The sequence below is a fragment of the Fibrella forsythiae genome (genome assembly GCF_017353175.1).
GTDB lineage: Bacteria > Bacteroidota > Bacteroidia > Cytophagales > Spirosomataceae > Fibrella > Fibrella forsythiae.
Window position 1 is genome coordinate 893,998 of sequence record NZ_JAFMYW010000001.1, and the last position, 23,237, is coordinate 917,234.

Below are 23,237 nucleotides of genomic sequence, written 5' to 3' on the forward strand. Positions count from 1 at the left end.
CTTTCAAAATACCCACAACGAAATACTATTCACTTAATTATAAAGAGGATATAAATTTAAAATAGTTTTTGAAGACTTTTTGAAAGTACATAAACAAAATAATACAACACATTAATTTGAAGCCACCCTCTAACTATGAAATTAAATACATTCATCACACTTTCAGAAGTAGATGATAAAGATAAGAACATGAAAATAGTTGTAATTTGTAACAAGCCAGCTAGGCTAATACAAAAACTATTAGAACGTTTATTCCGAAAAACGTAAGAATCCATCAAAAGATACACGGGTATAATACCAATGCCAAGTATCACTAAATACCACCAACCAAATGCAGCCATGCCGGTACCAGCAAATTGCCCAACTCTAAATCCTCCTAAAGCATTTTGCCCACCTCCAGCTTTCATGTATAAGAAATCACCGTAAGAAGAAGATATTACTTTATCTTTATCGAAATTAAATTGAAACAATTTAAGAACAGGTTTTGGAAATATTGACAAAAATCTATTGATAGAATATGTACGTACATCTTCATCTAATACCCCTATCTTACCTGATAGTTCTAGGCTTTTATCATTAAATTTTAAATTGCAAAATCTTGCTAAAAATAAATTGTCAAAATAATGTTCATCCCAATCTGATAATGAGTTATTAGCCGCAAGCTTGTAAAGCCTTATTGCATCTTTATCTCTATAAACATTTAAGGTTTTTATCAACATTTCAGACTTCGATATACTACCACGTTGATCTCTCACAATAACCATGGATGTAGCAATATCAGCAACTGGACCTGTGAATAACAGTACTGCACATATTGCTATAATAATATTATTAGCTTTGAAAAGCTTATTGTCATATAGCCCTATCAATAAGCCTAGAAAGTATGCAATTCCTGCAGAAACAATTCCATTAATAAACAATGCTCGTGCATTACCACCAATTCCAATCGCCATAAGTACAAGAGTGAATAAAGATAATTTTAAGTAATATCCTTTTTTCAAACCTTCGCTTGTCCCATATAATCGTTTCGCGACTAATAAGTAAGGTGCATATGTAAATGGAATGAAACCTTCTAACATCTTATTACTTGCACCTTCAGAATAATTATTATAATCTTCTTTAATATAAAAATAGGAGACAAACATTGATAATAATCCCATCATTCCTATTATCCAGACTTGCGTGTCGCTTGGGACTTTATAAAAGGATATATCATACATACCTTTCTGAATTTTAGGTCGAATTATGTTTTGTATTATTAAGCTATTTGAATATAAAATATGCGATATTATTATTGTTATATATGCTAAAGTTGAATGAACAAAAACGTCATTGGGTACTTTTAAATTATAAACCAAATATTTATTTTCAACTAAAGTAAAAATTGTTGGCAATAAGTATTGAGTGATTGCAAAACCTAGTAAAATCAAAGTTGAAAAAGAATAATTTTTTAATTTTGAGTGATCTAAAACATATTTATTAGTTAAAGTCCAACATGAAAACACACAAATTAAGCCAAATAGATTTTCAATACTCCAATGTAATAACAACTGTAATATTCCAGAAATTATTAATACTATCCATGACCATTTTTTAAATAACAACAGAAACTGTTTGCTATTTATATTAACCAAATTTAAAAATCGAGCTTGTTTGTGTTTTACAGTTTCATACTGCAAACCAACAATATCAGATGTATTCATATTATGAATTAATATTTAATGAAGTCTTTTTAAACACTCTAAGTAATTTATTTTTTATGAAAATAGAAGTATAACTCCAATAACTAATCATCAATAATATAGATACAGTGACATAGAAAATCAAAATCACCCAAGTTTCTAAAATTCTAAAACAAACAGAAAGCATACATATAATAGTGCTAATTACTGAAAGAAAAACAATATATGACAATTGTGTAGGCCAACACAAATTATTAGCTCTTAGCCATTTTTTCGCAAATATAATAAAACAAAATCCAGCCAAGAATTCAGATATAAGAATTGAAATTCCGACACCATTCAATCCAAAATTAGGCACAATAAAAAAAATAAGTCCAATAAGAGTTAATGTTGACAAAATTGAAATAAGCATTTGATTTTTAATAAGATTGTTACCCGTTACTATCGCAATTGCAGGTTGCGAAAAAGAATAAATCAATATACTTGACAACAAAGTGGCGATTAGAAACGGTTCAAACGGTATCTTACCTTTAGTCCAAATATCGAAAAGTGTATGAGCTGAAATCTGGAAAAATAACATTCCTGGCCCCAAAATAGTCACAATTATAACCCAGACTGTCCCAAATGTCGCATCAAGCTTATCTTGTTCTTTTTTATTTAAAAATCTCATTAATTCTGGCAACATTGGATTTGTTATTGTTAAAATACCTTGTTGCATAAAACTTGTACCCGTTTTAGTTGTAGAAAACGAAGTAAGTCCCTCGACTCCGATAAGCGGTGTTAATATTAACCGAAGGCCTTGTTGTTTAAAATTTTCTAGTAAATATCTTACAGACAATAATATTGAATCTTTATACGTCTGTAGTCCTAAATCAATCGATATTCTGCCCTTTAACATGTTCTCCTTTTCTAATATTACTGATATGTCATAACATCTTAATATATTGATTATTGCAAGAAAAATTAAATTTCCGATACTCAATGCAAATAAGTCCCCCCCCTGTGTTACAATTAAAATAGATACAATTGAGCTTAGAAAAGCAATTGTAACATCCCACCATGCCATTCTTGAAAAATAGCCCCAAGCAGATAATGCTCTAAAAAATAATCCCGTAGTATTTGAAAAATACACCCATACAAACCATTGGCATATCAATGCAACTGTGCCTTGTCTTATAGTATCTTGACTTAAATTACTATTTGAGCTTATTGTGTAAGTCAGAAAGTATGGTATTGAAATCCATAACAATAATAATTCCACAGTGCCAATAGCTAGTAAAACTACTACTCCCGACCACAAATAATTGGTTATTTTTTCGACATTTTCACGACCTTGTTTTAAAAATTCAAAACCTAAATAATCAACGTATCCTTTATCAAATGTACTTACAACACTTACTAGAGCTTGTATTGTAAGCCACATTCCGTAAGTTTTAATATCCCAATAAGTTAAGAAAACTGGTACTAATATTAACTGAGTTACAATAGTAACCCCTATTCTTGCCCAAGAAGCTATCGTACCAGAAATTAATCTTTTTGCTGTTGACATTATGTATTTATCATTTAACTACCAAGCATGTACATTGCCTCGTAGCATCGCACTTACTGTTAACCAGCATATCCAAATGTCTAGCATTTGCGACTGTTTACGGTTGTAAAAACGGTCATATTTTACGCGGTGATGCATTTTGATCAGTTTATCCGTTTCACCTCGGCAACCACGTACCTGAGCTAAGCCAGTTATACCTGGCTTGACGCGATACCGCTTTCTGTAGCTTGGCATAGTATTCCAGAATTGTGCGCTATGTGGTAAGGCATGTGGGCGTGGCCCTACAACGCTCATATCGCCCACAAGCACATTCAAAAACTGTGGCATTTCATCCAGATTTGTTCTGCGTAAGAACCGGCCCAATGGAGTAACACGACAGTCGTTTTTTGTTGTCTGCTTGAACGTGTCCTCCTTTGGGCTATAGGTCATTGTTCTGAATTTAATACAGCTAAAGGGAATTCCCCGGTATCCTGTACGCTTCTGAATAAACAGGATTGGGCCGGGTGAACATAACTTTATTAAAATACCCAAAATGGGTATCATCCAGGACAGCACGAAGACAGTTACAAGCAACGAAAAGCAGATATCAAACACTCGTTTCCCCTGCAAACGAATGATTGTGTCATTGTTACGGGTACGTGGCTCAGCATATACGTAGAGTGCTTTGTAGTGAGAGTCAAGACTAAGCATGGTTGTTCTAGTTACATTGAGAGTGTAGTAAACAGCATTGATTCAGAGAGACTTCAGCTCCTGGTGCGATTACGCTCCCGGACTTAACTTTTTCTTTTTATCAGCGCCGCCGTAATAATCACCGTAACTGTAGTTGTAGTAGTACGACTCTCCCTCGCCAACGCCGTTCAGAATAATGCTTAACTTCTGGAAGCGCTGCTCTTTATACAGGGTATCCACCATTTTCAGGTAATTCTTGGGCGTGTGGTCATGGCGCACCAGGAACATGGTGGCATCGGCAAATGGAGCGATCAGTTGTGAGTCAGTCACCAGCCCTACTGGTGGCGAATCGACCAGGACATACTCAAATCGTTCCTTCAATTCTTCGAACAGTTGGGCTAGTCGAGGTGAACTGAGCAATTCGGATGGGTTTGGTGGGAGTGGGCCAGCCGTAATGATGTAATAATTGTCGTAGCCAATAATTGGCCGTAACAATTCGTCAACCGATGCATCGCCAATCAGGTAGTTACTTAAGCCAGCCCCATTTTCCATATGCAGGCTCTTGTGCAACTTGGGCTTGCGCATGTCCATTTCCAGAATGACCGTTCTACGACCAACCAGGGCCAGGCTTGCTCCCAGATTCAGCGAGATAAACGATTTACCCTCGCCGCTTATACTCGACGTAAATAACAGCACCTGCGCCCGTTGCGAATCGCTCCGCATAAACTGAAGGTTAGTCCGTAAGGCCCGGATCTGCTCGCCGATCACTGACTGCATACGTGGTTTAAAAACCAGACTGTCAGCTGTTGCCTGCTTGCTTCTTACCACTTCCCCAAGGATTGGCGTATGCGTAGCATCTTCTACGTCAGAACGGCGCAATACCCGGTTGTTCAGGGCATCTTTTGCCGATATGGCTACCACCGGCACTAACATCCCCAGGAACGCGAACAAGCCAAAAATAGTCATCTTCACCGGGCGAATAGGTGTACTACCTGTACGGGCAGCATCGACGGTGCGGCTATCTGATACGGTCGAAGCTGCCGATAACGCGGTTTCTTCCCGTTTCTGTAATAGGTACGTATATAGGCCGTTTTTGATCGCCTGCTGCCGGGTAATGTTTAGCAACGCGCGTTCTTTGCCCGGCACCGTGCGAATCATGCCTTCTATGCGCTGGTTATTCGAAACAAGCAGTTTGCGGTTGCTGGTCAATTGCTGGCGCATTGTCTGAATGTTTTCGTTGATGCTGCTTTTCAGGTTTCTCAACTGACTGTCGAGCGACTGAACCAACGGGTTGTTCCCCGACATAGTGCGTGATGTTTCTTCACGGCGCAGTTCCAACTCCGAGGCTTTGGTCAATAAGCCGGTCAAGATAGGGTCGCTGAATCCGAGCGTAGCAGGCGCAACCCCTTTCTCGCCCGACTGGTTTTTTACATATTTTTCTACGTCATCCAGGGCACTCAGCCGAACGTTTACTTCATTCAGTTGCGTATCGTTTTCCTTCACCGTAAGCAGGAATGTCTGTGCCTGGGCGCTCAGATCCGTAATGCCCTGAGTGGATTTGTAGAACTCTACTTCTTTCTCTACCGTCGATAGTTCTCCCGAGATGAGCGCCAGCCTATCTTCAATGAACGTGAGTGTGTTGTTTGCTTCTTTGTTCTTGTCAACGATCGCTTCCTTGTTGTACTCCAGAATTAACTGGTTCAGAATTGCTTCGCCTTTATCCGGTACGGTTTCTTCCAGGCTCATCGCCAGTACGGTCGACTGCTTGGCCGTCGGCTCCACTTTCAGGTTAGCCAGATATCCTTCAACGGCCTGCTGATGACTGGTTACCGTGGTAATAATATGGGGAAGATTGCCGGTGAGTGGTTTACGGGCAAAAATGCGCAATTGGCCGTACGGCGTTTTAATGCTTTGGTCTACCGGGTACGTTTGTCCGTTCAACTTCACCGTGCCCGCATTCACAAAGGTGAACTCCAGTTCCTCTTTATACAGCTGAGGCATAGGGTTTTCAACCAGCAGTCGTATGGGCGACTCATTGTATACCTCTTTCTTGATCGTACTGGTTGGTTCATAGTAGCGAACATCCAGGCCCAGCTTGTTAACAACCCGGTCCATCAGGGTGAATGATTTCAGGATCTCTACTTCATTCTCAACCACTTTGCTGCTGGTGAAAATATCGAGTTCCTTCATCATGCTTTCACCCGCCATCCCTTTCTTTTCGTCTTTGACCAGCATACTCGCCGTTACTTTGTAGACAGGTTGCTGATACAATAGATACACGTAAGCCGCAGCCACCGTCAGCACGAGCGAACCAACGAACCAGGGCCAGTTGCGTACATACCGCATCAGTAGGGCACGCAGGTTAGGCTGAGTCTCTATTTCGTAGGCTTGGTAAGGAGTATATGTGTTCGTGTTAGTGTTCATGTTCATTCGTATTAAAAACGGCTAACAATAATGGCAACGAAGGATAAGGCGCTGATGACGATAGGCAATAATTGATATGTTCGGTCGGCATTGGCGACCCGTGCCTTACCCGGTTCAACGTAAACGACGTCGTTGGGACGCAGGTAATAATAGGGCGATTGAAAGACGTCGCGCTTAGTCAGATCAACATGGTTGAAGGTACGTTGTCCGTTTTCTTCCCGAATCACCAAGACGTTATCCCGACGACCGAAAATGGTGATGTCACCAGCCAGGCCCAGTGCAGCGGGTAACGTGATCTGCTCATTCGGAATCGAGAATAATGACGGCCGGGCAACTTCTCCAGATATAGAGATCTGAAAATTCAGGTTACGTACGTTTACCGTTGGCTCTTTCAGGTAATCGAGCAGCTTCTGCTGAATCTGCGCGGCAGCCTGCGTATTGGAAAGACCCCCAACCGTAATCGAGCCCGCCAGCGGAAGAGTAATTTGTCCCGTTTCACTGACAAGATAACCGGGCGTATATGGCACAGGATTGGTCGTTGACGTCTGCGTAGCCCCGGTCTGACCACCTACGCTCATCATAGCATAAGGGTTGAAAAAAGCCGTTGCTTCCGGGCTCAGACTGCTGACCTGAACCGATAAGACATCACCTGCCTTGATGGTCGGAATATACCGGGGCGCCACAGTGATCACCGAGTCTTTACCTGAGCCATTCGACTGATAAAGCACCAATTCCTTACTGGAAATGCAGCTCGACAGACACGTACTCAAACCAATCACCAAAGCACCTATCCAGGCACGCATTTCACGAACATTCATACAAGTCACATTATGCACTTCTTATCGATACTGATTTTGTAAATAACTACCCTGATACTGTCGCAACAAGGCATCTAATTGGTAGCCAACCTTGTACCGGCCAGCAATATTGTAGCCACGGGTGTAGGCATATTCCCAGCGGAACTCTTCGCTAGTCCGTAGCCGTAGCCGCTGACTTTGCGCAATCCGACCCGGTGGAATTGGAATGGCGAAATTGAAGCCCCCCGTTGTTCCATTGCCCGTCTTCACCGCGAAAAAGCCAATTTCCACGTTTCCCAACTGCCGGATCACATCAACCCGAGCGCCCCGATCCTGTCGTAAGAATTGCCCACCCGACACCTTAACGGTTATATCTCGCTTCGGAATGCGATAGGCCACATCAGCCAGGAGCAGCAGGTGGTTAAGCGATTCATAGTAGAAGCCGCTCTCAGGAAAGTAATAAAACCCTGTCAACCCCGATTCGACACCGTAAGACCAGTTTGAATTCACGTCGGCATGGCGGTACTGGGCATTCACACCGTACTGATCGTTATAGAACAACCCGGCCGACAGACTCAAAAAATTACGACCATCAAGCGCCAGGAACTGGTTCAGGAACGTCGGCGCGGGGCGCACATTCAACGGCTGATTATCCAGCTTGTTAATGAGTGGAACCAACACGCCCCAGTTCAGCACCAAACCACGACTCAGAAACAGTTGGCTTTGCAGCAATAGGTTGGTTTTACTTTCTACCGTCTGTTCCCGAAAACCAAACTGCGCAATGAATTCCGGTTGTATCCGGAAATCCAGCTTGTAATTCCGGCTGTCAAACGGATGAGCCACTGCATAATCAGCCCGCTCCTGCTTCGACAACGTACCTGCCGTTAGTGTCTCCCCTACCCGATACCGGGCAATGGGTACACCCTGAAAAAGCGGAACGAACTCATTGATCTGCTGGCCAGCCAATGGATCAGCCAACTTTACAATGCCCGTAAACGGATTTCGATACAGTCGCTGCTCGTAGTATACGCGGCGGTTTGTACTATCAACGGCCAGATTTTCGTAGTCCAGCAACACGTTTCGCTCGCTATTGCTACCTAGCACTTCTCCGTCTGATCGTGTTTTAGTGGCAGAGTATGTAGGTTTACTGGTACGTACCTGCTTTTGAGAACGTAATAAGTTCACCTTGTAGGACGTACCCACTGTCAGTTGCTCGCCGTTTAACAGCCCCGCCTGAATCGTCCAATGATTAAACAGCGTAGTGTATGCGCCAACATTCAGGTGCTGTGAATCCCATTCCGCCATCACACCACCTTTCCTGGCGAAGTTGAGGCTAACCCCGCCAAATGGACCCACCAGATAGTTATACTGTAGATCTCGCTTCTTGTCCAGGAACCTAAAATCCGACAGTATATCATTCTGGTTTGTACGTCGGCCAACTGTATATGGACTCCCATAACCTACTGTTACCGCCGCATTGATAGATCGTGTGACAGGTGTATGCTTCGTGGCCACAATCGCGTGCGTTAAGAGCGAGTTGTCGACGCCAAATGGAGCTGAAAGAATCACTGCTACAGCAGGTCGTTTCGCTCGCTCTGTCAGGATGGCGTATTTCACATCAACCTGACGGTCGCCAATCCCTTTACGTTTAAAGGCAATATCGCCGTTCGCATTCAACAGATTCAGATTGACTTCCAGCCGGGGCAGTAGAGCCAGGTTTACGTAGGCGATACTTTCCGAATTAGTCTTATTGTATTTGAATGCGTAGTTGATCGGGTTGTAGTTATAGCCAATGGAGAACGTTCCATCATCCATAATTTCCGCAGATGGAACGTAGATCAGTCCCGGTTTTCCGGAGATGTTCATCTGTGCCAGTACCTGTATCGGACATCCGATACTGGCTACAAGCAACAGCATGATCATTCTCTTTTTCCCGGCGTTCATAGCTACTAATTCGTCTAACGGTAACCCTTATACGTAATTCCTTAGAAATTGCGTTAGTAAACCATTTATCATCAATAGGTTAGTTAAACTTAAACCGTAGCGAAAGCCCTGCTTCCACTCCGTTCAGGCTTACCTTTTCGGTGCTGCTCGCTGTCTCGGTCCGAACGAGTTGGTTGTAGTTGCCCAGGTGGTAGCGAACATCGAGACCGGCGTACAAACTTTTTACCAGCTTCTTCTCGGCACCCACAAACACCTGCACACCGTAGGAGTTGCCCGACTGCTTTTCGCTCAACGTACCTGGGTTGGCCGTCACCACCCGGTTCAGCTCGTTATTGATGAAATAGCGCGCTACGCTTACCCCGATGTAGGGCAGCAGGAAAGGCGTTTTAGCATCGTCCTGCTTACCGGCGAAGGTGTACTTCAGGTCGGCCGCCACCGGAATGATCGACAGTGAGAAGTCTTCCGTACGGGTTATTCCCGCAATAGTGACAGTACCTGATGCCGTGTTCTTGTAATAACCGACCCGCGCACCGATCGACAGGTTCTTGACCAGGCCGATTTCAATAGCCGCCGTTGGCATCACTTTACCCGATAGCCTGGCACCGCTCCCGCTGTTATAGTCGAGCAGAAACGACCGGTCGTTCCAGTAGTCGAGCGAGGGCTGCCAGTAGCTGGCACCAACGCTGATGCTTTTCAGATTAACCTGGGCCTGGGCCGAGAGGACACCAAAGAAACCGGCTAGGACAATAATGGCAGCGGAAATAGATTTTTTGCACATAAGATTGACTGGCTTGAGGTGGAATCAGGATCGTTCAGTTGATGCGACTGCGGATCAACCGCCGTTACCCTGGTTGTGGCAGCTGGCAACAGCCGTAGCAAGGTTTCTGTCTAAGGTTGTTTTTGCCGTGTTGTAGTTGGCTGTGATCTTGTTCAGATCGGTGTTTCGGGCTGCGGTGGCAGAGGCAGTTCTGGCGGTGGCAGTCGCAGAGCAGGCAGCATTTTCAGCAGCCTGAAGTGTGTTATAGATACCAAGTGCATCAACATAGGCAACCGCATACAACACAACAAGCAGGTCATAGTAACTGCCCAGAACAGCCTTATTGGCGTTCAGGCCGGCAATTCCATCATTATAATCCTTGGCAGCGGCGGCGCGGAGCGGGGCGAAGTTGGTGGTCACTGTGCCTACGCAACTCGTTGCCTGGCTCGCAATAGCAGCCTGAGCGGCGGCAAAGGTCGCGTTCACCGCGGCGTCCTGCGTTGCTTTCCCTTCATTCAGGGTAGTCAGGGCGGTGTTGTAGGCAGCGGCGGCGGCAGCCTTACAGGCATCGTCATCGGCACGGGCGTTGGTCGCGGCCAGTTTCTCGATCAGGCCGGTTTCACCACCCGACGATGTCCGGCCACCTACCGGCTTACCATTCACGGTAGGCAGGGTAAAGGTGGGCAGATAAGCTTTCAGGGCAGGGTTAGCCGCAAGGGCAGAGGCTTCAGCTTTTAAGTTGGCAGGCAATGTACCTGTAGCCGTTAGATTGGCCATCACGGCAGGTGAGAAACTAGCGGCCAGTTCGGCCGCTTTCGCAGGTGACACAGCCGAGGCAACGGCGTTACTTGCCTGTTGCACACTGGCGGGTACTACACCGGTTGCCGACATACTCGACAGGCCTGAGCTAACGGCAGCCGCAGCCGTTGACGAGGTGAACGTCGATGCTGTTACTGACACAGCCGCAGGTGCTGTTGGCGTGATGTCGGGCAGCTTGGTGTCGAACCCTTTGAAGGTGTAGGTGAATGGCGTTAGCGAATCCACATCCTTCGTCTTACAGTTGTACAGGGTAGCCGCCAGGCATAAGCCGTATGCGAGAAACCGGATACTGAGTTTTGCAGTTTTCATGTAATGATCTTTACAAATTAGTAAGTAGAAAAATCAGATAATTGGTGAGAGTACAAAGCCCTAGTTAATGATGACCCGCTCGTATAATTTTAATGACCTGACCTAAAAGTCAGCTAAAAACTTTTATGAATGTTATTATCGTCATTTGATATACAAATTCGAGCACAAACCATACCAAAAAGTTACAAAAGACCGCATAAATGATATTTTTTATGCAGAAATAAAAGTAAGCACTTAACAAAAAGTGCGTATCTATTTATGCATATACTCAAAAATACTTCTAGTCATTTGTACTGGGTAGTAGACGACACTAATTTGATTGTGAATACCTTACAGCGATCTTTAGAATTATTTTTCAACTAAACATCTGAAGGATCAACTTCTCCGTAAGTGCATAATATGGGTTGTCATCTCGCGCACATCAGCCGCTCACTTTATAGTGAGTGAACTGTGACTGCTGGCCTGCCTGTGTCAGGCTCTCTCATTCGAAGTGTGGGTAAATAATTCATGGTTTACGGTGTGTCATATCAAAAATATGTTTTCGATATCGAAAGCAAGTATACTACATATATGCCCAATATTTTTTTTTCTGGCATTAGATAGATATTAAACGGTTTAGTGTTGCTACTTAATAAATAGACCAATTTTATTGGTTTAATCACATATCTTATAAAAATAAAACAGCATTAGATCATTTATAGTCAATTCTGAGCCTCCTAAACCGATAGAGTTTCTTTAAAGATTAAATAAATTTTAATCCCATTTTAATGTTACTTTTGGTTACAATTGCTGTCCGATGTCACCAAATCTACCCTTTCAACGGGTGAAAGCGCCTGGATATGTACGATACCAAACGGGTAAGTTCGTTTGATTTGCCAGTAAACAGGCTCCCCTTATCGGCATTACCCAGGACAGAAAAAGCAGGAATCAAAGACCTCTTTCTATTACTACAGATTACTCTCCGCAGTCAGTTACTGGCCGGGCACCCCGATCATGCGCACGAAAAAGCCCGGACATCTGCCCGGGCTAGTATCAGGTACGGTAGGAAACAGGCATCAATGATGCCCGCCCGGGCCGTGGGCATGCCCGTGCGATAGTTCATCGTCGGTTGCATCGCGTACCTCCACCACCTCAATATCGAAGTGCAGGGTTTCGCCCGCCAGTTCATGATTGGCATCAATCTTAACCGACGTTGGACCCACTTCTTTTACCGTGACCACCATGCCGTCATCGGCCTGGAACTGCATGCCTACCTCGACCGGAGAGCCACCAAAGGCAGTTTTGGGCACCTCATGCACATTTTTCGGATCGCGTACGCCGTAGCCTTTTTCGGGTGGAATACTCAGGTTGAGTTTATCACCCGCCTGCCGGCCTTCCAGCCCTTCTTCCATACCCGGAATCAGGTTATGTTCGCCGTGTAGATAGTAAAGTGGCTCACCACCTTCGCTGGAATCGAGCACCTCGCCGGCATCGTTTCGCAACGTGTACCGGATGGCGGCTACCTTATGTTTCGTGATATGCATACGTTAATCAATGCGTTTGGTATGGGTACGTAACGGGTAGACAACGCGATTTGGTTCTATATTTCCAGCCAACGTACCTACACGGCATGTTATAGAAGGGCGGCCAACAGTATCGGCACGCATTTTGCCAAAGCTGACAACTTCGTATACTACCCGAAACCACCCGCAACGAATCATCACCACTTGCCTCTTTGTTTATGTCGTCACATCATATTGTTCGTGAAAAGCAGGAGCCTGCTCTATTGATCGCCAACGGCGAATCATGTGACCCCGACCTGTTGGGCCAGTTACTGGAGTGGTCGCCCTATATTGTCGTGCTCGATCAGGCCATCCACCGGGTTATGGCCATGGGGCTGAAGGCCGACGTCTTACTTGGCGATTTCGATCGCGACCTCGATGTGGAGGCCATCCGTGCCGCCCAATACCCCATTGAGATCATCTCAACGCCCGACCAGAACAAGACCGATCTCGAAAAAGGCATCGATTTTCTGGTCGAACGCGGGTTTCCGGCCGTCAACATCGTGTGGGCCACCGGTCGACGGATGGATCATACCATTACCAATCTGACCAACATCGTCCGGTTCAAATCGATCATCAAAGTGACCCTCATCGATGATTATTCGGTGGTTTACCCGCTGGTGGGACGCTTCGAGAAATGGTATGCCAAAGGCACCCCCATTTCGCTCATTCCGGTAGGTACGGTTACAGGCATCGAAACGGAAGGCCTCTTGTATAATCTTTACAACGAGTCACTGACGATCGGTTACCGAACCGGAAGCAGCAACGAAGCTGCCAACGACGGTTTCGTCCGCATCACAACCCAAACCGGCGATCTGCTCCTGATGGAATGCCATGATTAACGGAGGAAAGGGAGAACGGAGGCGAGGAAAGAGCGGAAAAACATGCTCTGCTGAATGAAAATTAGCCATTTTTGATGCAGTAGAGCCAATCCGATATCCAATATCCTTATGCGTTACGTAGCTATTCTCCTCTTTAATGAAATCGAAGTGCTCGACTTTGCCGGGCCGTTCGAGGTATTTGGCGTGACTGGTCGGCAGTCGGGGCAAACACGGTTTTCGACGCCACCTTTTCAGGTATTCACCGTGGCTGAACGCGGACCGGTTTACGCCCGTAACGGGCTGTCTATCAACCCAACGTACCTACTGAACGACCATCCCAAACCGGATATCCTGATCGTTCCCGGCGGTGGGAGTTACCTGGCCGATGGTACGCCCGCGGGTTCCCGCCGCGAGATGGATAATCCTGCCATCCTGAACTGGGTACGTCGCCACGCACCCACCGCTGAACTGGTGTTATCGGTCTGTACGGGTTCACTTATACTGGGCAGGGCGGGTCTCCTCAACGGCTTATCGGCCACAACGCACAAAGGAGCCGTGCAGTCGATGCGCGATCTGTTCCCCGACGTCACGATGCACCCTCAGGAACGCTGGGTCGATAACGGCAAGGTGATCACGTCGGCGGGTATCTCAGCCGGCATCGATATGTCGCTTTATGTGATCGGGAAACTCTTCGGCGCAGACGAGGCCCGCGAAACCGCGTCATACATGCAGTATGATCACTGGGTGGCTGGTTGATTGGTTAACTGGTTGATTGGTTGGCTAGTGCGGAGTTCACCCTAACATTCAATCAACCAGCCAACCGGTTAACCAACCAACCAGCCACCCAACTCACTTCAGTCTTTCCACTTCGTAGCGTAGCTCATCGGCTAGTTGGCGGATGCGGTCGTAGCTGGGCGCGGGGGGCGGTAATTGCTGGCTCACGAACGCTTTCACATCCCAGACTTCCAGCACATCTTTCAGCGCTACCTCGCGGTTGGGTACGTTCGGCCGGTCGCCGGTTAGCAGAAGTGTGCCCTTATCTTTGACCTTGCTGAAAACACGTCGCGCCAGAATGCCCTGATGCTGGACCAGCAGCACATAGAATTGCCCGTCTGTGATTTCAAACCAGTTACGCACAAACTGGCCGATCAGCCACGCACCGGGGAATGTAAACTCACCGTCGGCTTCGAAGGCACGGTATTGCCCAACCGGCAACATTGGCAGGCGCATCGTGGGCAATCGGCTCAGGTAATCGGGCTGCTGGAACCGATGCTGGTAATCGCCAAACTGAGCCTGATGTACATAATGGATCGTTTGCGCCGAATGGTCATTGACCTGCATCAGATCGGGCATTGGCGCAGCTGGTGTCGGGGCTTTCTCGAAATGATTGTTGAACGCGGGCAGCGATTCACCGCCGTTATTGAAGCCGTCGGCTGGCCGACTGACGGTGAACGGGGGCGTCTGCACGGGTTGGCCAGACCGCGCCCGGATCTCTTCATACAAGGGCCCTGGCTGCGGCGCCGGGCGGTCGTCTGGTCCCCGCTCAGCCAGGCGGGCGCTGGCCGGATTTCGCTCGGAAGCCACTCGGTCAGCGGGAGCCTTATAGTATTTTTCGAGCACGTTCACCAGCGGCTGCGGTTCCGATGCCTCCCGGTCGGCGGGCGGTAATTTCGGATCGCTGATCTGTGGCGGCGACGAGATGAAATCGTCGTCGTCATCATCCGTGTCGCCGAAGATTGGCGGTGGCGACGCTGCACGGGTAGCGCTGTTGTGCTGGCCAATCGGTAAACTCAGATCGGGCGTTTCACGGATCTTACGCAGATCGTGCTTCAATAACTGATCGACCGATGTGTTGAACAGTTTAGCAATCGTGATCAGCGTGTTCCAGTTCGGGTTGGCTCTGGCTTCTTCATAGGCTCCCAGCAACGACCGTTTAATGCCGATGCGTTGCGAAAACTGCTCCTGCGTTAAGCCATTCAACTTTCGTAAGTATTTGATGTTGTTGCTGACGAGCGTCATGGACGGATCGAGTTTGGTAAAATTTTTAGTAAAGAACGTTTTTTTTTACCCTTGTCCAAAAGAGCAGGCATCGGTGTCGGGTCAAAAAAATAACATTCCAGACCGGTATCGTATCAATCTACCCATATCGACGCGCTCTTTTCTTCGTCGGGAGGAGCGTGTGTATGCCCATAACTTTTTTTCATGCGTTCACCGGAAAGGTCTCGATCATTCATACTACTTATATACGCCCCCTGTAGTAGATTGCGGCTTTTCTGACACTCGATGCACGTTCTTTTCAACCTACTCGGCTTATGCCTTCTTGCCCAGTCTGTGCTGGGACAGTCGACAGGCCGAGACAGCTCTCCTGTAACAACGGCCGCCCGTCAGGCTGTGGACCGCTATGACCAGGTTAGTGCCACGCTGGAACACCTGTATGACGGCCCTGAATATATTAGCTATGACCGCCGATTGACAGGGCACGCTTTCTTCCCGACCGACACCATGCAGGATGGGATGGTGTTCTACGAAGGCAGGCAATTTGCGGTGCCACTCTTATACGATATTGTTAAGGATGTGGTGGTGGTGGTGCACACCAGCGGTTACCGGATTGCCCTCCATTCCGATCGGGTGGAGCGATTTTCCCTGAAAAATCACCTGTTCATCCGCATCGATAGTATTGGCCAGAATATGCCTGAAGGCTTTTATGACCTGTTGTACGACGGCCCGACGCAACTTCTGGCCCGACGCAAAAAAAATATTCTGGTTAACCCAAACTCCTTTGGGTATGGCATCTATGACCCCAAAACAACCTATTACCTGCGGAAGAACGGGCGCTATTTTCAGGCAAAGAACAAACGGGGGTTGCTTACCCTCCTGGCCGACCGCCGGAAGGAGTTGGCCAGCTTTGCCCGCCGTCAGAAACTCAGTTTCAGGCCATCGCCGGAAACGGCATTCCTGAAACTGGCTCAACAGTATGATGAATTGACCAAACCGTTATGAGGAACCTGTACTGTCTGTTTTTTTTCGTATTAAGTAGCTGCGTTGTGCAGCTGAGTTATGGCCAAACCAGGAATACGACCATCAGCGGCAGCTTCAACGCTCTGTCGTTCAAGCAATTTGCAGAAGCGATTGAGGCCCGTACCGATTATCGGTTTTATTTTAACCCTACCGATGTAGACAGTCTGCAGGTACAGCTTCAGGTTACCGACCAACCGCTCATCTCCCTGCTGACGCGTGTATTTGAAGGCACCCCATTGCGCTTCGCGATCGATGCCCGCAACCGGGTCTTCATCACCCCCAACCAGCCCGTTCGAACCAATCTGCCCGTTGGTTTCTTTGATCGGGGGCCCGCCACTGCCGCCGATGACAGCGCCGCAGTTGACTACAGCGCGACCCGCGAAAAAACGCGCATTTCGCTTGAAACCAAACTCTTCGAGATTGGGGCGCGGGGCGCAAACAGTCGGACAGGCAACGCCACGCTCGCGGGCCGGATCCGGAGCACGACAACGGGCGAACCGGCCATTGGCGTGTATGTACTGATCGAAAAACCGCGCATCGGCGTCACAACCGATCAGTACGGCACCTATTCCATCACTCTGCCGCGCGGCCGGCACGAACTGAAAATTCGCAGCATCGGCATGACCGACACTAAACGCCAGATCATGCTCTACGGCGACGGCAAGCTGGATATCGATATGGACGAGGAGGTGGTTCCGCTACGGGAAGTCATTGTTGGCGCTAAAAAAGACCTGAACGTAGCGGGTCTGCAAATGGGTGCCGAACGCCTTGATATCCGGACAATCAAGCAGGTGCCGACGGTACTGGGCGAAGCCGACCTCATTCGGGTAGTATTGACGCTTCCGGGCGTAAAATCAGTGGGCGAAGGCACCATTGGCTTTAACGTGCGCGGTGGTTCGGCGGGTCAGAACCTGATCCTGTTCAACGATGCGGTGATCTACAACCCCTCCCATTTATTTGGTTTCTTCTCTGCCTTCAACCCCGACGTGATCAAGTCGGTTGAACTGTACAAAAGTGCGATTCCAGCCCGGTTTGGCGGGCGGCTGTCGTCGGTACTTGATGTAACCACGCGCGATGGCAACAAAAAGAAACTGGTTGGCTCGGGAGGCATCGGGCCGCTGACGGGACGGCTCACCCTGGAAGGCCCGCTTTTTTCAGAGAAAACCTCCTTCCTGATCGGGGTACGTTCCACGTATTCGGACTGGCTCCTGAGACAGTTGGCCAATGCGGCTTATCAGAACAGTAAAGCGTCTTTTTATGACCTGAACCTGCACCTGACCCACGAGGCTAACGATAAAAATACGTTTTACCTGACCGCCTACACCAGCCGTGACCAGTTCAAACTGAACAGCGACAGCCTGTATACCTATGAGAATCAGGTGGCTTCGTTGAAGTGGAAGCATATTTTCAGCAGTAAACTGTACAGCGTGCTTACAGGTACGTATAGCCGGTATCAGTACGCTGTATCGAGCGAGAAAAACCCGACGAATGCCTTCAAATTCGGGTTCGATATTCAGCAGACTGCCGCCAAAGTCGACTTCAATTACTACCCCAACGCCCAGCACACGATCGATTTCGGCGTAGGCAGTACGTTATACAAACTACAGCCGGGAAACCTGCAACCCAGCGGCGCGGCCTCACTCATTGCACCCGACGTAGTGCCCGGCGAACAGGGGCTGGAAACAGCCCTGTACATTGGCGATCGGTTCGATGTCACCCCGCGTCTGTCGCTCAACGTGGGGCTTCGGTACTCGCTCTTCCAAAACCTTGGTCCCAGTCAGGTCTATGGCTATGCGCCCGGTCTGGCAAAGACCACCAACACCATTCAGGACACCGTTTCGTATGGGGCAGGCAGCGTGGTGAAAACGTATCAGGGGCCGGAATATAGGGTTGGGCTGCGCTACGCCATTACCGATGATCTATCGGTGAAAGCGAGTTACAACCGGATGCGGCAGTACCTGAACATGCTGTCGAACACGGTGGCCGTATCGCCGCTGGATATTTATAAGTTGAGCGACTCCTACATTCAGCCGCAAATTGGCGATCAGTTTTCGCTGGGCCTCTACAAGAACCTGCGGGCCAACACCATCGAGGTGTCGCTGGAAGGCTATTACCGAACCCTCACGAACCAGCTTGATTACAAGAGTGGCGCCACCCTCCTGCTGAATCACCACCTCGAAACGGATATTGTGAATGCGGAGGGCGTGGCCTATGGCGTTGAACTGATGGTGAAGAAGCTGACGGGCAAACTCAACGGCTGGGTAAGCTACACATACGCCCGGTCGCTCCTCCGTACTACCGGCACGTTTGCGTCGGATGTGGTAAACAACAATGCCTACTATCCCAGCAGCTACGATAAACCGCACGACATCACGCTGATTGGCAATTACAAGGTCAATCGGCGGTTCAGCATTTCGTTCAACGTCACCTATAGCACCGGACGCCCCATTACCCTACCGCTGGCCAAATATGTGCTGGCGGGCGCCGAGCGGGTCTTTTATTCCGAGCGGAATCAATACCGCATTCCCGACTATTTCCGGACGGATCTGTCGCTCAATATCGAAGGTAATCATAAGGTTAAGAAGCTGGCGCACAGCTCCTGGACCGTGGGTCTCTACAACCTGACGGGCCGCCGGAACCCTTACTCGGTTTACTTCAACTCGGCCAACGGCGGCATTCGGGGTTATCAATTATCCATTTTCGGTCAGCCAATTCCAACGCTGACCTACAATTTCAGATTCTAACGGTATGAAAACGTTCAATTTCAGGCGATGGGCTTTATCCGGGGTCGTGCTGCTGCTCATTGGCAGCTGCGTTGATCCGTACCGCCCGCCACAGATCGAAGCGCCAAACCGGTACCTGGTCGTCGACGGTTTTCTGAACGGGGGGACGGGCACCAGCACCATTACCCTCTCGCGCACGCAAAACCTGAGCACCACCGGCAAACCACTGGCTGAAGCCAAAGCAACCATTAGTGTGGAAGGGACAACGGGCGAAAAATTTTCGTTTGTGGAAAGCGCGGCCGGAACCTACACGCTGGCCGGTACTACGCTGCCCGTTGGCAAATCATACCGGGTACGTATCAGAACGCAGGCAGGCGGCGAATACCTGTCTGACCCGATCATCATCAAACAGACCCCAAAGATCGACAGTCTGTCGTGGGAGGTTAAGAACGACGGTTTGCAGATCTATGTAAACACGCACGATGCCACCAACAAAACGCGTTACTATCGCTGGGAATACGAGGATACGTACGAAATAAGAACGCCCTTTGAATCACCATTCGATTACGTAAACGGACGGGTGATTGATCGCGTGAGCCCACCCGTAAACCACTGCTGGCGGACACAGACATCGACGTCTATCAACCTCGGCAACACGGCCCGGCTCACGCAGGATGTGCTGCAACGGGCTCCGCTCCTGTTCATTCCGGGCAGCTCACCCAAACTCTGGATCAAATACAGCCTGATGGTGAAGCAGTATGCGCACTCGCAGGAGGCCTATGCGTATTGGGAAAATCTGCAGAAAACAACCGAACAACTCGGCAGCCTGTTCGACCCGCTACCCTCGCAGATCGGCGGGAACATGCACAGCGTAACCAACCCCACCGAGCCGGTTCTCGGTTTTCTGGATGGTTACACCACCGATCAGGTACGTGTCTTCATCAATCGTCCGCTCGAGCTGTCGTACAATCTGCTGCGAACGGGATACGAATACTGTACGCTGGACACCATTCCTACGCCGGGCGTGCAACAACCGCCGCCACTCAGCGCCCTGTTGAGCCCCGGAGGCGGGTACATCGCCATAAAGGAACTGAAACCAAACGTACAATACCTGGCCACCGGTACCCATTGCGCCGATTGCCGGGATGTAGGCACCACCACACGACCATCGTTCTGGCCCCAATGAGTATGAAAAACGCCATCAGGTGGAGTTGCTTGCTCCTGCTTTTAACGCAGGTCAGTTATGCTCAGCAGCCGGTGCTGCCCTGGCTCCAACAGCAGCTGGAGACCTACCGGAACCAGGTAGTACAGGAGAAGCTTTTTGTACACACCGACCGGTCTTTTTATCTGTCGGGAGAACGGATCTGGTTCCGCATGTATTACGTCGATGGCATGGTTCACCGCCCACTCGATGTAAGCAAAGTAGCCTATCTGGACGTGCTGGATAAAGACCAGAAAGCAGTAGCTCAGGCTAAAGTTGCGCTGGACAGCAGTCGTGGAATGGGTTCGGTATACCTGCCAACATCTTTACTTTCAGGAACTTACACTGTCCGTGCCTACACGCAATGGATGAAATCGACGAGCCGTGAATTCCTCTTCGAAAAACCGATCACCATTGTCAATTCCTTTCGCAGACTGGACCTGCCGTTGCTACCTGATTCACTGGCTTACGATGCGCAACTGTTTCCGGAAGGGGGCCATCTGGTGAACGGCCTTCCCGCGAAGGTGGCGTTCAAGCTGGTTGACACCAAAACCGGTCGGGGTATCGATTGTCGGGGGGCGTTGCTGGGTGCGGCCAACGATACGCTGGCCCGGTTCTCATCGGTTAAGTTCGGCCTGGGTACGTTCGCCTTCACGCCATCGATTGGCACGCGCTATCGGGTTGTGTTCGTCGACCGGAAAGGCCATTCGATCAGTCGGCCGCTTCCGGCAATCGACGAAACAGGCTACAGCATGCAGGTCACCGACACAGGCGATGGTACGCTTCAGGTTATCGTTCAGGCAAACCAGGCGGCTGCCACCGTCTATTTGATTGGGCATACCAGACAAGTAGTGAACGTAGCTGAAGGGCAAACTATGGCAGGGAATAAGGCCCTTTTCTCGGTACCGAAAAGTAAGCTGGGCGAGGGAATCTCTCATTTGACCCTGTTCGATGCGGCGGGTAAGCCCGTTTGCGAGCGATTAGTAGCCAGGCGGCCACAGGCCAGCATGACTCTCCAGGTTACACCGGGCAAAGACCGCTACGCCACCCGCGATAACGTGGTTATGGGCCTCACCGCCAGCAGTCCAACCGGATCACCCCTGCCGGCCAATGCGTCTGTATCAGTCTATAAAGTCGATTCGCTGCAGTCAGAAGAAGGCCTGGCCATCGGTGATTACTTATGGCTCACCTCCGATCTTCGGGGCTCTGTTGAGTCGCCACAGTATTACCTGAACCAGACGGGCCCGGAAGCCGATGCCGCCCTGGACAACCTCCTGTTGACCCACGGCTGGCGGCGGTTCCGGTGGGACGATGTGCTGAATCCGAGACCAGCAGATGCTGTTCAGCCCCCCGAGCACAAAGGGCATGTCGTTCTGGGCCGTGTAACAGACGCAGGTACGGGTGCGCCTGCCAGAGACGTACCTACGTTCCTGGCCATTCCCGGCAGATCAATTCGGCTATACAGTTCCCGCAGCGACAACAGGGGGCTGGTACGCTTTGAGTTACCCGAGTTCTACGGAACCCATGACCTCGTTCTGCAAACCTCAGCGGGCGACAGTCTGCACCGTGTCGACATTCTGAATCCGTATACCGAAACCGGGACTAGCACGGTAATGCCAGCGCCAGACCTGAACAAAACGGTGAACGAGCCCTTACAGGCGCGCAGTCTGGCTATGCAGGTGCAGAACAGCTATTTCAACGCCTATGCTAATCCGGCACTGCGGTCAGACACCGACAGCTCGATGTTCTATAACAAACCCGATGAACGGTATTACCTGGACACTTACACGCGGTTTACGGTGCTGGAAGAGGTCTTGAGCGAATACGTACCCGGCGTGCTGGTTCGGCGTCAGAACGGGCATTTTGTGCTGCGGGTGAGCAACATGCCCTACCGCATGCCGTTCAATGATGACCCGTTGATCCTGCTCGATGGCGTACCAGTGTACGACGTCGACCGGATTATGGCATTTAGTCCGCTGAAGATTAAATCGCTGGATGTAGTAACGCGGCGGTATATGCTGGGCTACGCGAACCTGCCGGGCATCATCAGTTTCAAGACCTACAAAGCCGATCTGGCCGGTTTTCAACTCGACCCGCACGCGGTGGTGCTGGAATACGAGGGGCTACAGGCGCGGCGGGAGTTCTACGCCCCCAGCTACGCCACGCCCGGTCAACTGGCCAGCCGACTGCCTGACTTTCGCAATCTGCTGTACTGGAATCCAAGCGTATCAACCAACCAGCAGGGCAAAGCCAACCTCAGTTTCTATACCTCCGACCAGGAAGGCCGATACCTGATTGTTGTGCAAGCCATCACGCCCGACGGTCGGTTTGCGACCAGCCATCAAACCATTTCGGTACAGGGCGCATTGAAATAACCAGCTTTGTATCTATTCTGAATTTTCTCATTACGCTGTTATGCAATTATCACTCTGGCTGGTTGGTTTGCTCTACGTCCTTCATAGCCCTGCACCGATTTCAGCTGTACCTCAACCCAAAAATCCATCGGCATCACCGGCTGGATGGCAGTATCAGCAAACGCCCGACCCCTCGGGTGGCACTGCCTACAAAGCCACCCTGGACGCGATTGACCTGCTTCAGCTACCCTACCCGTATGCTGGGGGTTCAACCGTAACCTTAACGATTCGCGCCCGGGGCGGAACCACAAATGCGTATCTGTCTGTCTCGAAAGGCCTGTTGGCACCCAGCTTCCAGGGCGGTAAAGCATTAATTCAGTTCGATGCCGGTAAGCCCGTTACCTTCTCTCTATCAGCCGCCGCTAACGGTCGGGGCAATTTGATCTTCTTCGACGATACAGAACAATTGACCCGAAAGGTACGCGCCGCCCGGAAAATGACGGTCCAGCTGAAGATCCTTGGCCAAAACCTGAATCAGGTCACATTCAACTCAGCCGGCCTGCGCTGGAATCATTAAGCAGAAGTACACTACCACCAGTTGAACGCTTTCAACACGTACCTACAGCACA

General features: G+C 49.1%; 18 protein-coding genes. 8 read left to right on the forward strand and 10 right to left on the reverse strand.

Annotation, left to right across the window (positions count from 1 at the left end; genetic code table 11):
* Nucleotides 1–56 precede the first annotated feature (56 nt).
* From J2I46_RS04275 to J2I46_RS04310, 8 genes are all read right to left on the reverse strand, one after another.
* Nucleotides 57–1,703, reverse strand: a complete 1,647-nt coding sequence (locus J2I46_RS04275; RefSeq protein WP_207327685.1) for a hypothetical protein — start codon at nt 1,701–1,703, stop codon at nt 57–59.
* A gap of 1 nt (nt 1,704) precedes the next feature.
* Nucleotides 1,705–3,231 (reverse strand): lipopolysaccharide biosynthesis protein, encoded by a 1,527-nt coding sequence (locus J2I46_RS04280; protein ID WP_207327686.1) that lies wholly within the window; start codon nt 3,229–3,231, stop codon nt 1,705–1,707.
* Nucleotides 3,232–3,249: 18 nt separating this feature from the next.
* Nucleotides 3,250–3,921, reverse strand: a complete 672-nt coding sequence (locus J2I46_RS04285) for a sugar transferase (protein WP_207327687.1) — start codon at nt 3,919–3,921, stop codon at nt 3,250–3,252.
* A 69-nt stretch (nt 3,922–3,990) separates the two neighbouring features.
* Nucleotides 3,991–6,324, reverse strand: a complete 2,334-nt coding sequence (locus J2I46_RS04290; RefSeq protein ID WP_207327688.1) for a GumC family protein — start codon at nt 6,322–6,324, stop codon at nt 3,991–3,993.
* A gap of 11 nt (nt 6,325–6,335) precedes the next feature.
* A complete protein-coding gene (locus J2I46_RS04295; protein WP_207327689.1) occupies nt 6,336–7,142 on the reverse strand; it encodes a polysaccharide biosynthesis/export family protein in 807 nt (268 codons plus the stop codon).
* A gap of 21 nt (nt 7,143–7,163) precedes the next feature.
* Entirely contained in the window at nt 7,164–9,065 is a 1,902-nt protein-coding gene (locus tag J2I46_RS04300; RefSeq protein ID WP_229379488.1) for a YjbH domain-containing protein, read from the reverse strand.
* A 79-nt stretch (nt 9,066–9,144) separates the two neighbouring features.
* The gene (locus tag J2I46_RS04305; RefSeq protein ID WP_207327690.1) at nt 9,145–9,843 is read right to left on the reverse strand and encodes a hypothetical protein; all 699 of its coding nucleotides are present in this window, start codon (nt 9,841–9,843) and stop codon (nt 9,145–9,147) included.
* 54 nt (nt 9,844–9,897) lie between these two features.
* Nucleotides 9,898–10,950, reverse strand: coding sequence for a hypothetical protein (locus J2I46_RS04310; protein WP_207327691.1), 1,053 nt, complete (start codon nt 10,948–10,950; stop codon nt 9,898–9,900).
* An 839-nt stretch (nt 10,951–11,789) separates the two neighbouring features.
* Here J2I46_RS04310 and J2I46_RS04315 point away from each other — a divergent pair.
* Nucleotides 11,790–12,047, forward strand: coding sequence for a hypothetical protein (locus J2I46_RS04315; RefSeq protein WP_207327692.1), 258 nt, complete (start codon nt 11,790–11,792; stop codon nt 12,045–12,047).
* Here the strand turns inward: J2I46_RS04315 and J2I46_RS04320 are convergent.
* Nucleotides 12,006–12,473 carry an FKBP-type peptidyl-prolyl cis-trans isomerase gene (locus J2I46_RS04320; RefSeq protein ID WP_207327693.1) on the reverse strand — a complete coding sequence of 156 codons (468 nt, stop codon included), beginning with the start codon at nt 12,471–12,473 and terminating at the stop codon, nt 12,006–12,008. The two genes, J2I46_RS04315 and J2I46_RS04320, sit on opposite strands and share 42 nt — an antisense overlap.
* 197 nt (nt 12,474–12,670) lie before the next feature.
* Here J2I46_RS04320 and J2I46_RS04325 point away from each other — a divergent pair, with 197 nt between their 5' ends.
* Both J2I46_RS04325 and J2I46_RS04330 read left to right on the forward strand, forming a co-directional pair.
* Nucleotides 12,671–13,333 carry a thiamine diphosphokinase gene (locus tag J2I46_RS04325; protein WP_207327694.1) on the forward strand — a complete coding sequence of 221 codons (663 nt, stop codon included), beginning with the start codon at nt 12,671–12,673 and terminating at the stop codon, nt 13,331–13,333.
* A gap of 108 nt (nt 13,334–13,441) precedes the next feature.
* Nucleotides 13,442–14,068, forward strand: a complete 627-nt coding sequence (locus J2I46_RS04330) for a DJ-1/PfpI family protein (protein WP_207327695.1) — start codon at nt 13,442–13,444, stop codon at nt 14,066–14,068.
* A gap of 93 nt (nt 14,069–14,161) precedes the next feature.
* Here J2I46_RS04330 and J2I46_RS04335 read toward each other — a convergent pair whose 3' ends face one another.
* Entirely contained in the window at nt 14,162–15,331 is a 1,170-nt protein-coding gene (locus J2I46_RS04335) for a helix-turn-helix domain-containing protein (RefSeq protein WP_207327696.1), read from the reverse strand.
* Nucleotides 15,332–15,595: 264 nt separating this feature from the next.
* On the opposite strand from J2I46_RS04335, the gene J2I46_RS04340 reads away from it, so the two are divergent.
* Genes J2I46_RS04340 through J2I46_RS04360 form a run of 5 tightly spaced genes read left to right on the forward strand, consistent with a single transcriptional unit; the run spans nt 15,596 to nt 23,185 of the window.
* A complete protein-coding gene (locus J2I46_RS04340) occupies nt 15,596–16,312 on the forward strand; it encodes a hypothetical protein (RefSeq protein ID WP_207327697.1) in 717 nt (238 codons plus the stop codon).
* Nucleotides 16,309–19,074 carry a TonB-dependent receptor gene (locus J2I46_RS04345; RefSeq protein WP_207327698.1) on the forward strand — a complete coding sequence of 922 codons (2,766 nt, stop codon included), beginning with the start codon at nt 16,309–16,311 and terminating at the stop codon, nt 19,072–19,074. Before J2I46_RS04340 ends, J2I46_RS04345 begins: the two co-directional genes overlap by 4 nt.
* Before the next feature lie 4 nt (nt 19,075–19,078).
* Complete coding sequence (locus tag J2I46_RS04350) at nt 19,079–20,239, forward strand: DUF4249 domain-containing protein (RefSeq protein ID WP_207327699.1); 1,161 nt, start codon at nt 19,079–19,081, stop codon at nt 20,237–20,239.
* A gap of 2 nt (nt 20,240–20,241) precedes the next feature.
* Nucleotides 20,242–22,629 carry a hypothetical protein gene (locus J2I46_RS04355; RefSeq protein ID WP_207327700.1) on the forward strand — a complete coding sequence of 796 codons (2,388 nt, stop codon included), beginning with the start codon at nt 20,242–20,244 and terminating at the stop codon, nt 22,627–22,629.
* 40 nt (nt 22,630–22,669) lie between these two features.
* A complete protein-coding gene (locus J2I46_RS04360) occupies nt 22,670–23,185 on the forward strand; it encodes a hypothetical protein (RefSeq protein ID WP_207327701.1) in 516 nt (171 codons plus the stop codon).
* Nucleotides 23,186–23,237 lie beyond the last annotated feature (52 nt).

Bases quoted from the DNA above. Each gene is read 5' to 3' on its own strand.
- J2I46_RS04360 (WP_207327701.1), top strand. From the start codon at position 22,670: ATGCAATTATCACTCTGGCTGGTTGGTTTGCTCTACGTCCTTCATAGC.
- J2I46_RS04290 (WP_207327688.1), bottom strand. From the start codon at position 6,324: ATGAACACTAACACGAACACATATACTCCTTACCAAGCCTACGAAATA.
- J2I46_RS04355 (WP_207327700.1), top strand. From the start codon at position 20,242: ATGAAAAACGCCATCAGGTGGAGTTGCTTGCTCCTGCTTTTAACGCAG.
- J2I46_RS04320 (WP_207327693.1), bottom strand. From the start codon at position 12,473: ATGCATATCACGAAACATAAGGTAGCCGCCATCCGGTACACGTTGCGA.
- J2I46_RS04275 (WP_207327685.1), bottom strand. From the start codon at position 1,703: ATGAATACATCTGATATTGTTGGTTTGCAGTATGAAACTGTAAAACAC.
- J2I46_RS04330 (WP_207327695.1), top strand. From the start codon at position 13,442: ATGCGTTACGTAGCTATTCTCCTCTTTAATGAAATCGAAGTGCTCGAC.
- J2I46_RS04335 (WP_207327696.1), bottom strand. From the start codon at position 15,331: ATGACGCTCGTCAGCAACAACATCAAATACTTACGAAAGTTGAATGGC.
- J2I46_RS04325 (WP_207327694.1), top strand. From the start codon at position 12,671: ATGTCGTCACATCATATTGTTCGTGAAAAGCAGGAGCCTGCTCTATTG.
- J2I46_RS04350 (WP_207327699.1), top strand. From the start codon at position 19,079: ATGAAAACGTTCAATTTCAGGCGATGGGCTTTATCCGGGGTCGTGCTG.
- J2I46_RS04305 (WP_207327690.1), bottom strand. From the start codon at position 9,843: ATGTGCAAAAAATCTATTTCCGCTGCCATTATTGTCCTAGCCGGTTTC.
- J2I46_RS04340 (WP_207327697.1), top strand. From the start codon at position 15,596: ATGCACGTTCTTTTCAACCTACTCGGCTTATGCCTTCTTGCCCAGTCT.
- J2I46_RS04310 (WP_207327691.1), bottom strand. From the start codon at position 10,950: ATGAAAACTGCAAAACTCAGTATCCGGTTTCTCGCATACGGCTTATGC.
- J2I46_RS04315 (WP_207327692.1), top strand. From the start codon at position 11,790: ATGTACGATACCAAACGGGTAAGTTCGTTTGATTTGCCAGTAAACAGG.
- J2I46_RS04300 (WP_229379488.1), bottom strand. From the start codon at position 9,065: ATGAACGCCGGGAAAAAGAGAATGATCATGCTGTTGCTTGTAGCCAGT.
- J2I46_RS04285 (WP_207327687.1), bottom strand. From the start codon at position 3,921: ATGCTTAGTCTTGACTCTCACTACAAAGCACTCTACGTATATGCTGAG.
- J2I46_RS04295 (WP_207327689.1), bottom strand. From the start codon at position 7,142: ATGAATGTTCGTGAAATGCGTGCCTGGATAGGTGCTTTGGTGATTGGT.
- J2I46_RS04345 (WP_207327698.1), top strand. From the start codon at position 16,309: ATGAGGAACCTGTACTGTCTGTTTTTTTTCGTATTAAGTAGCTGCGTT.
- J2I46_RS04280 (WP_207327686.1), bottom strand. From the start codon at position 3,231: ATGTCAACAGCAAAAAGATTAATTTCTGGTACGATAGCTTCTTGGGCA.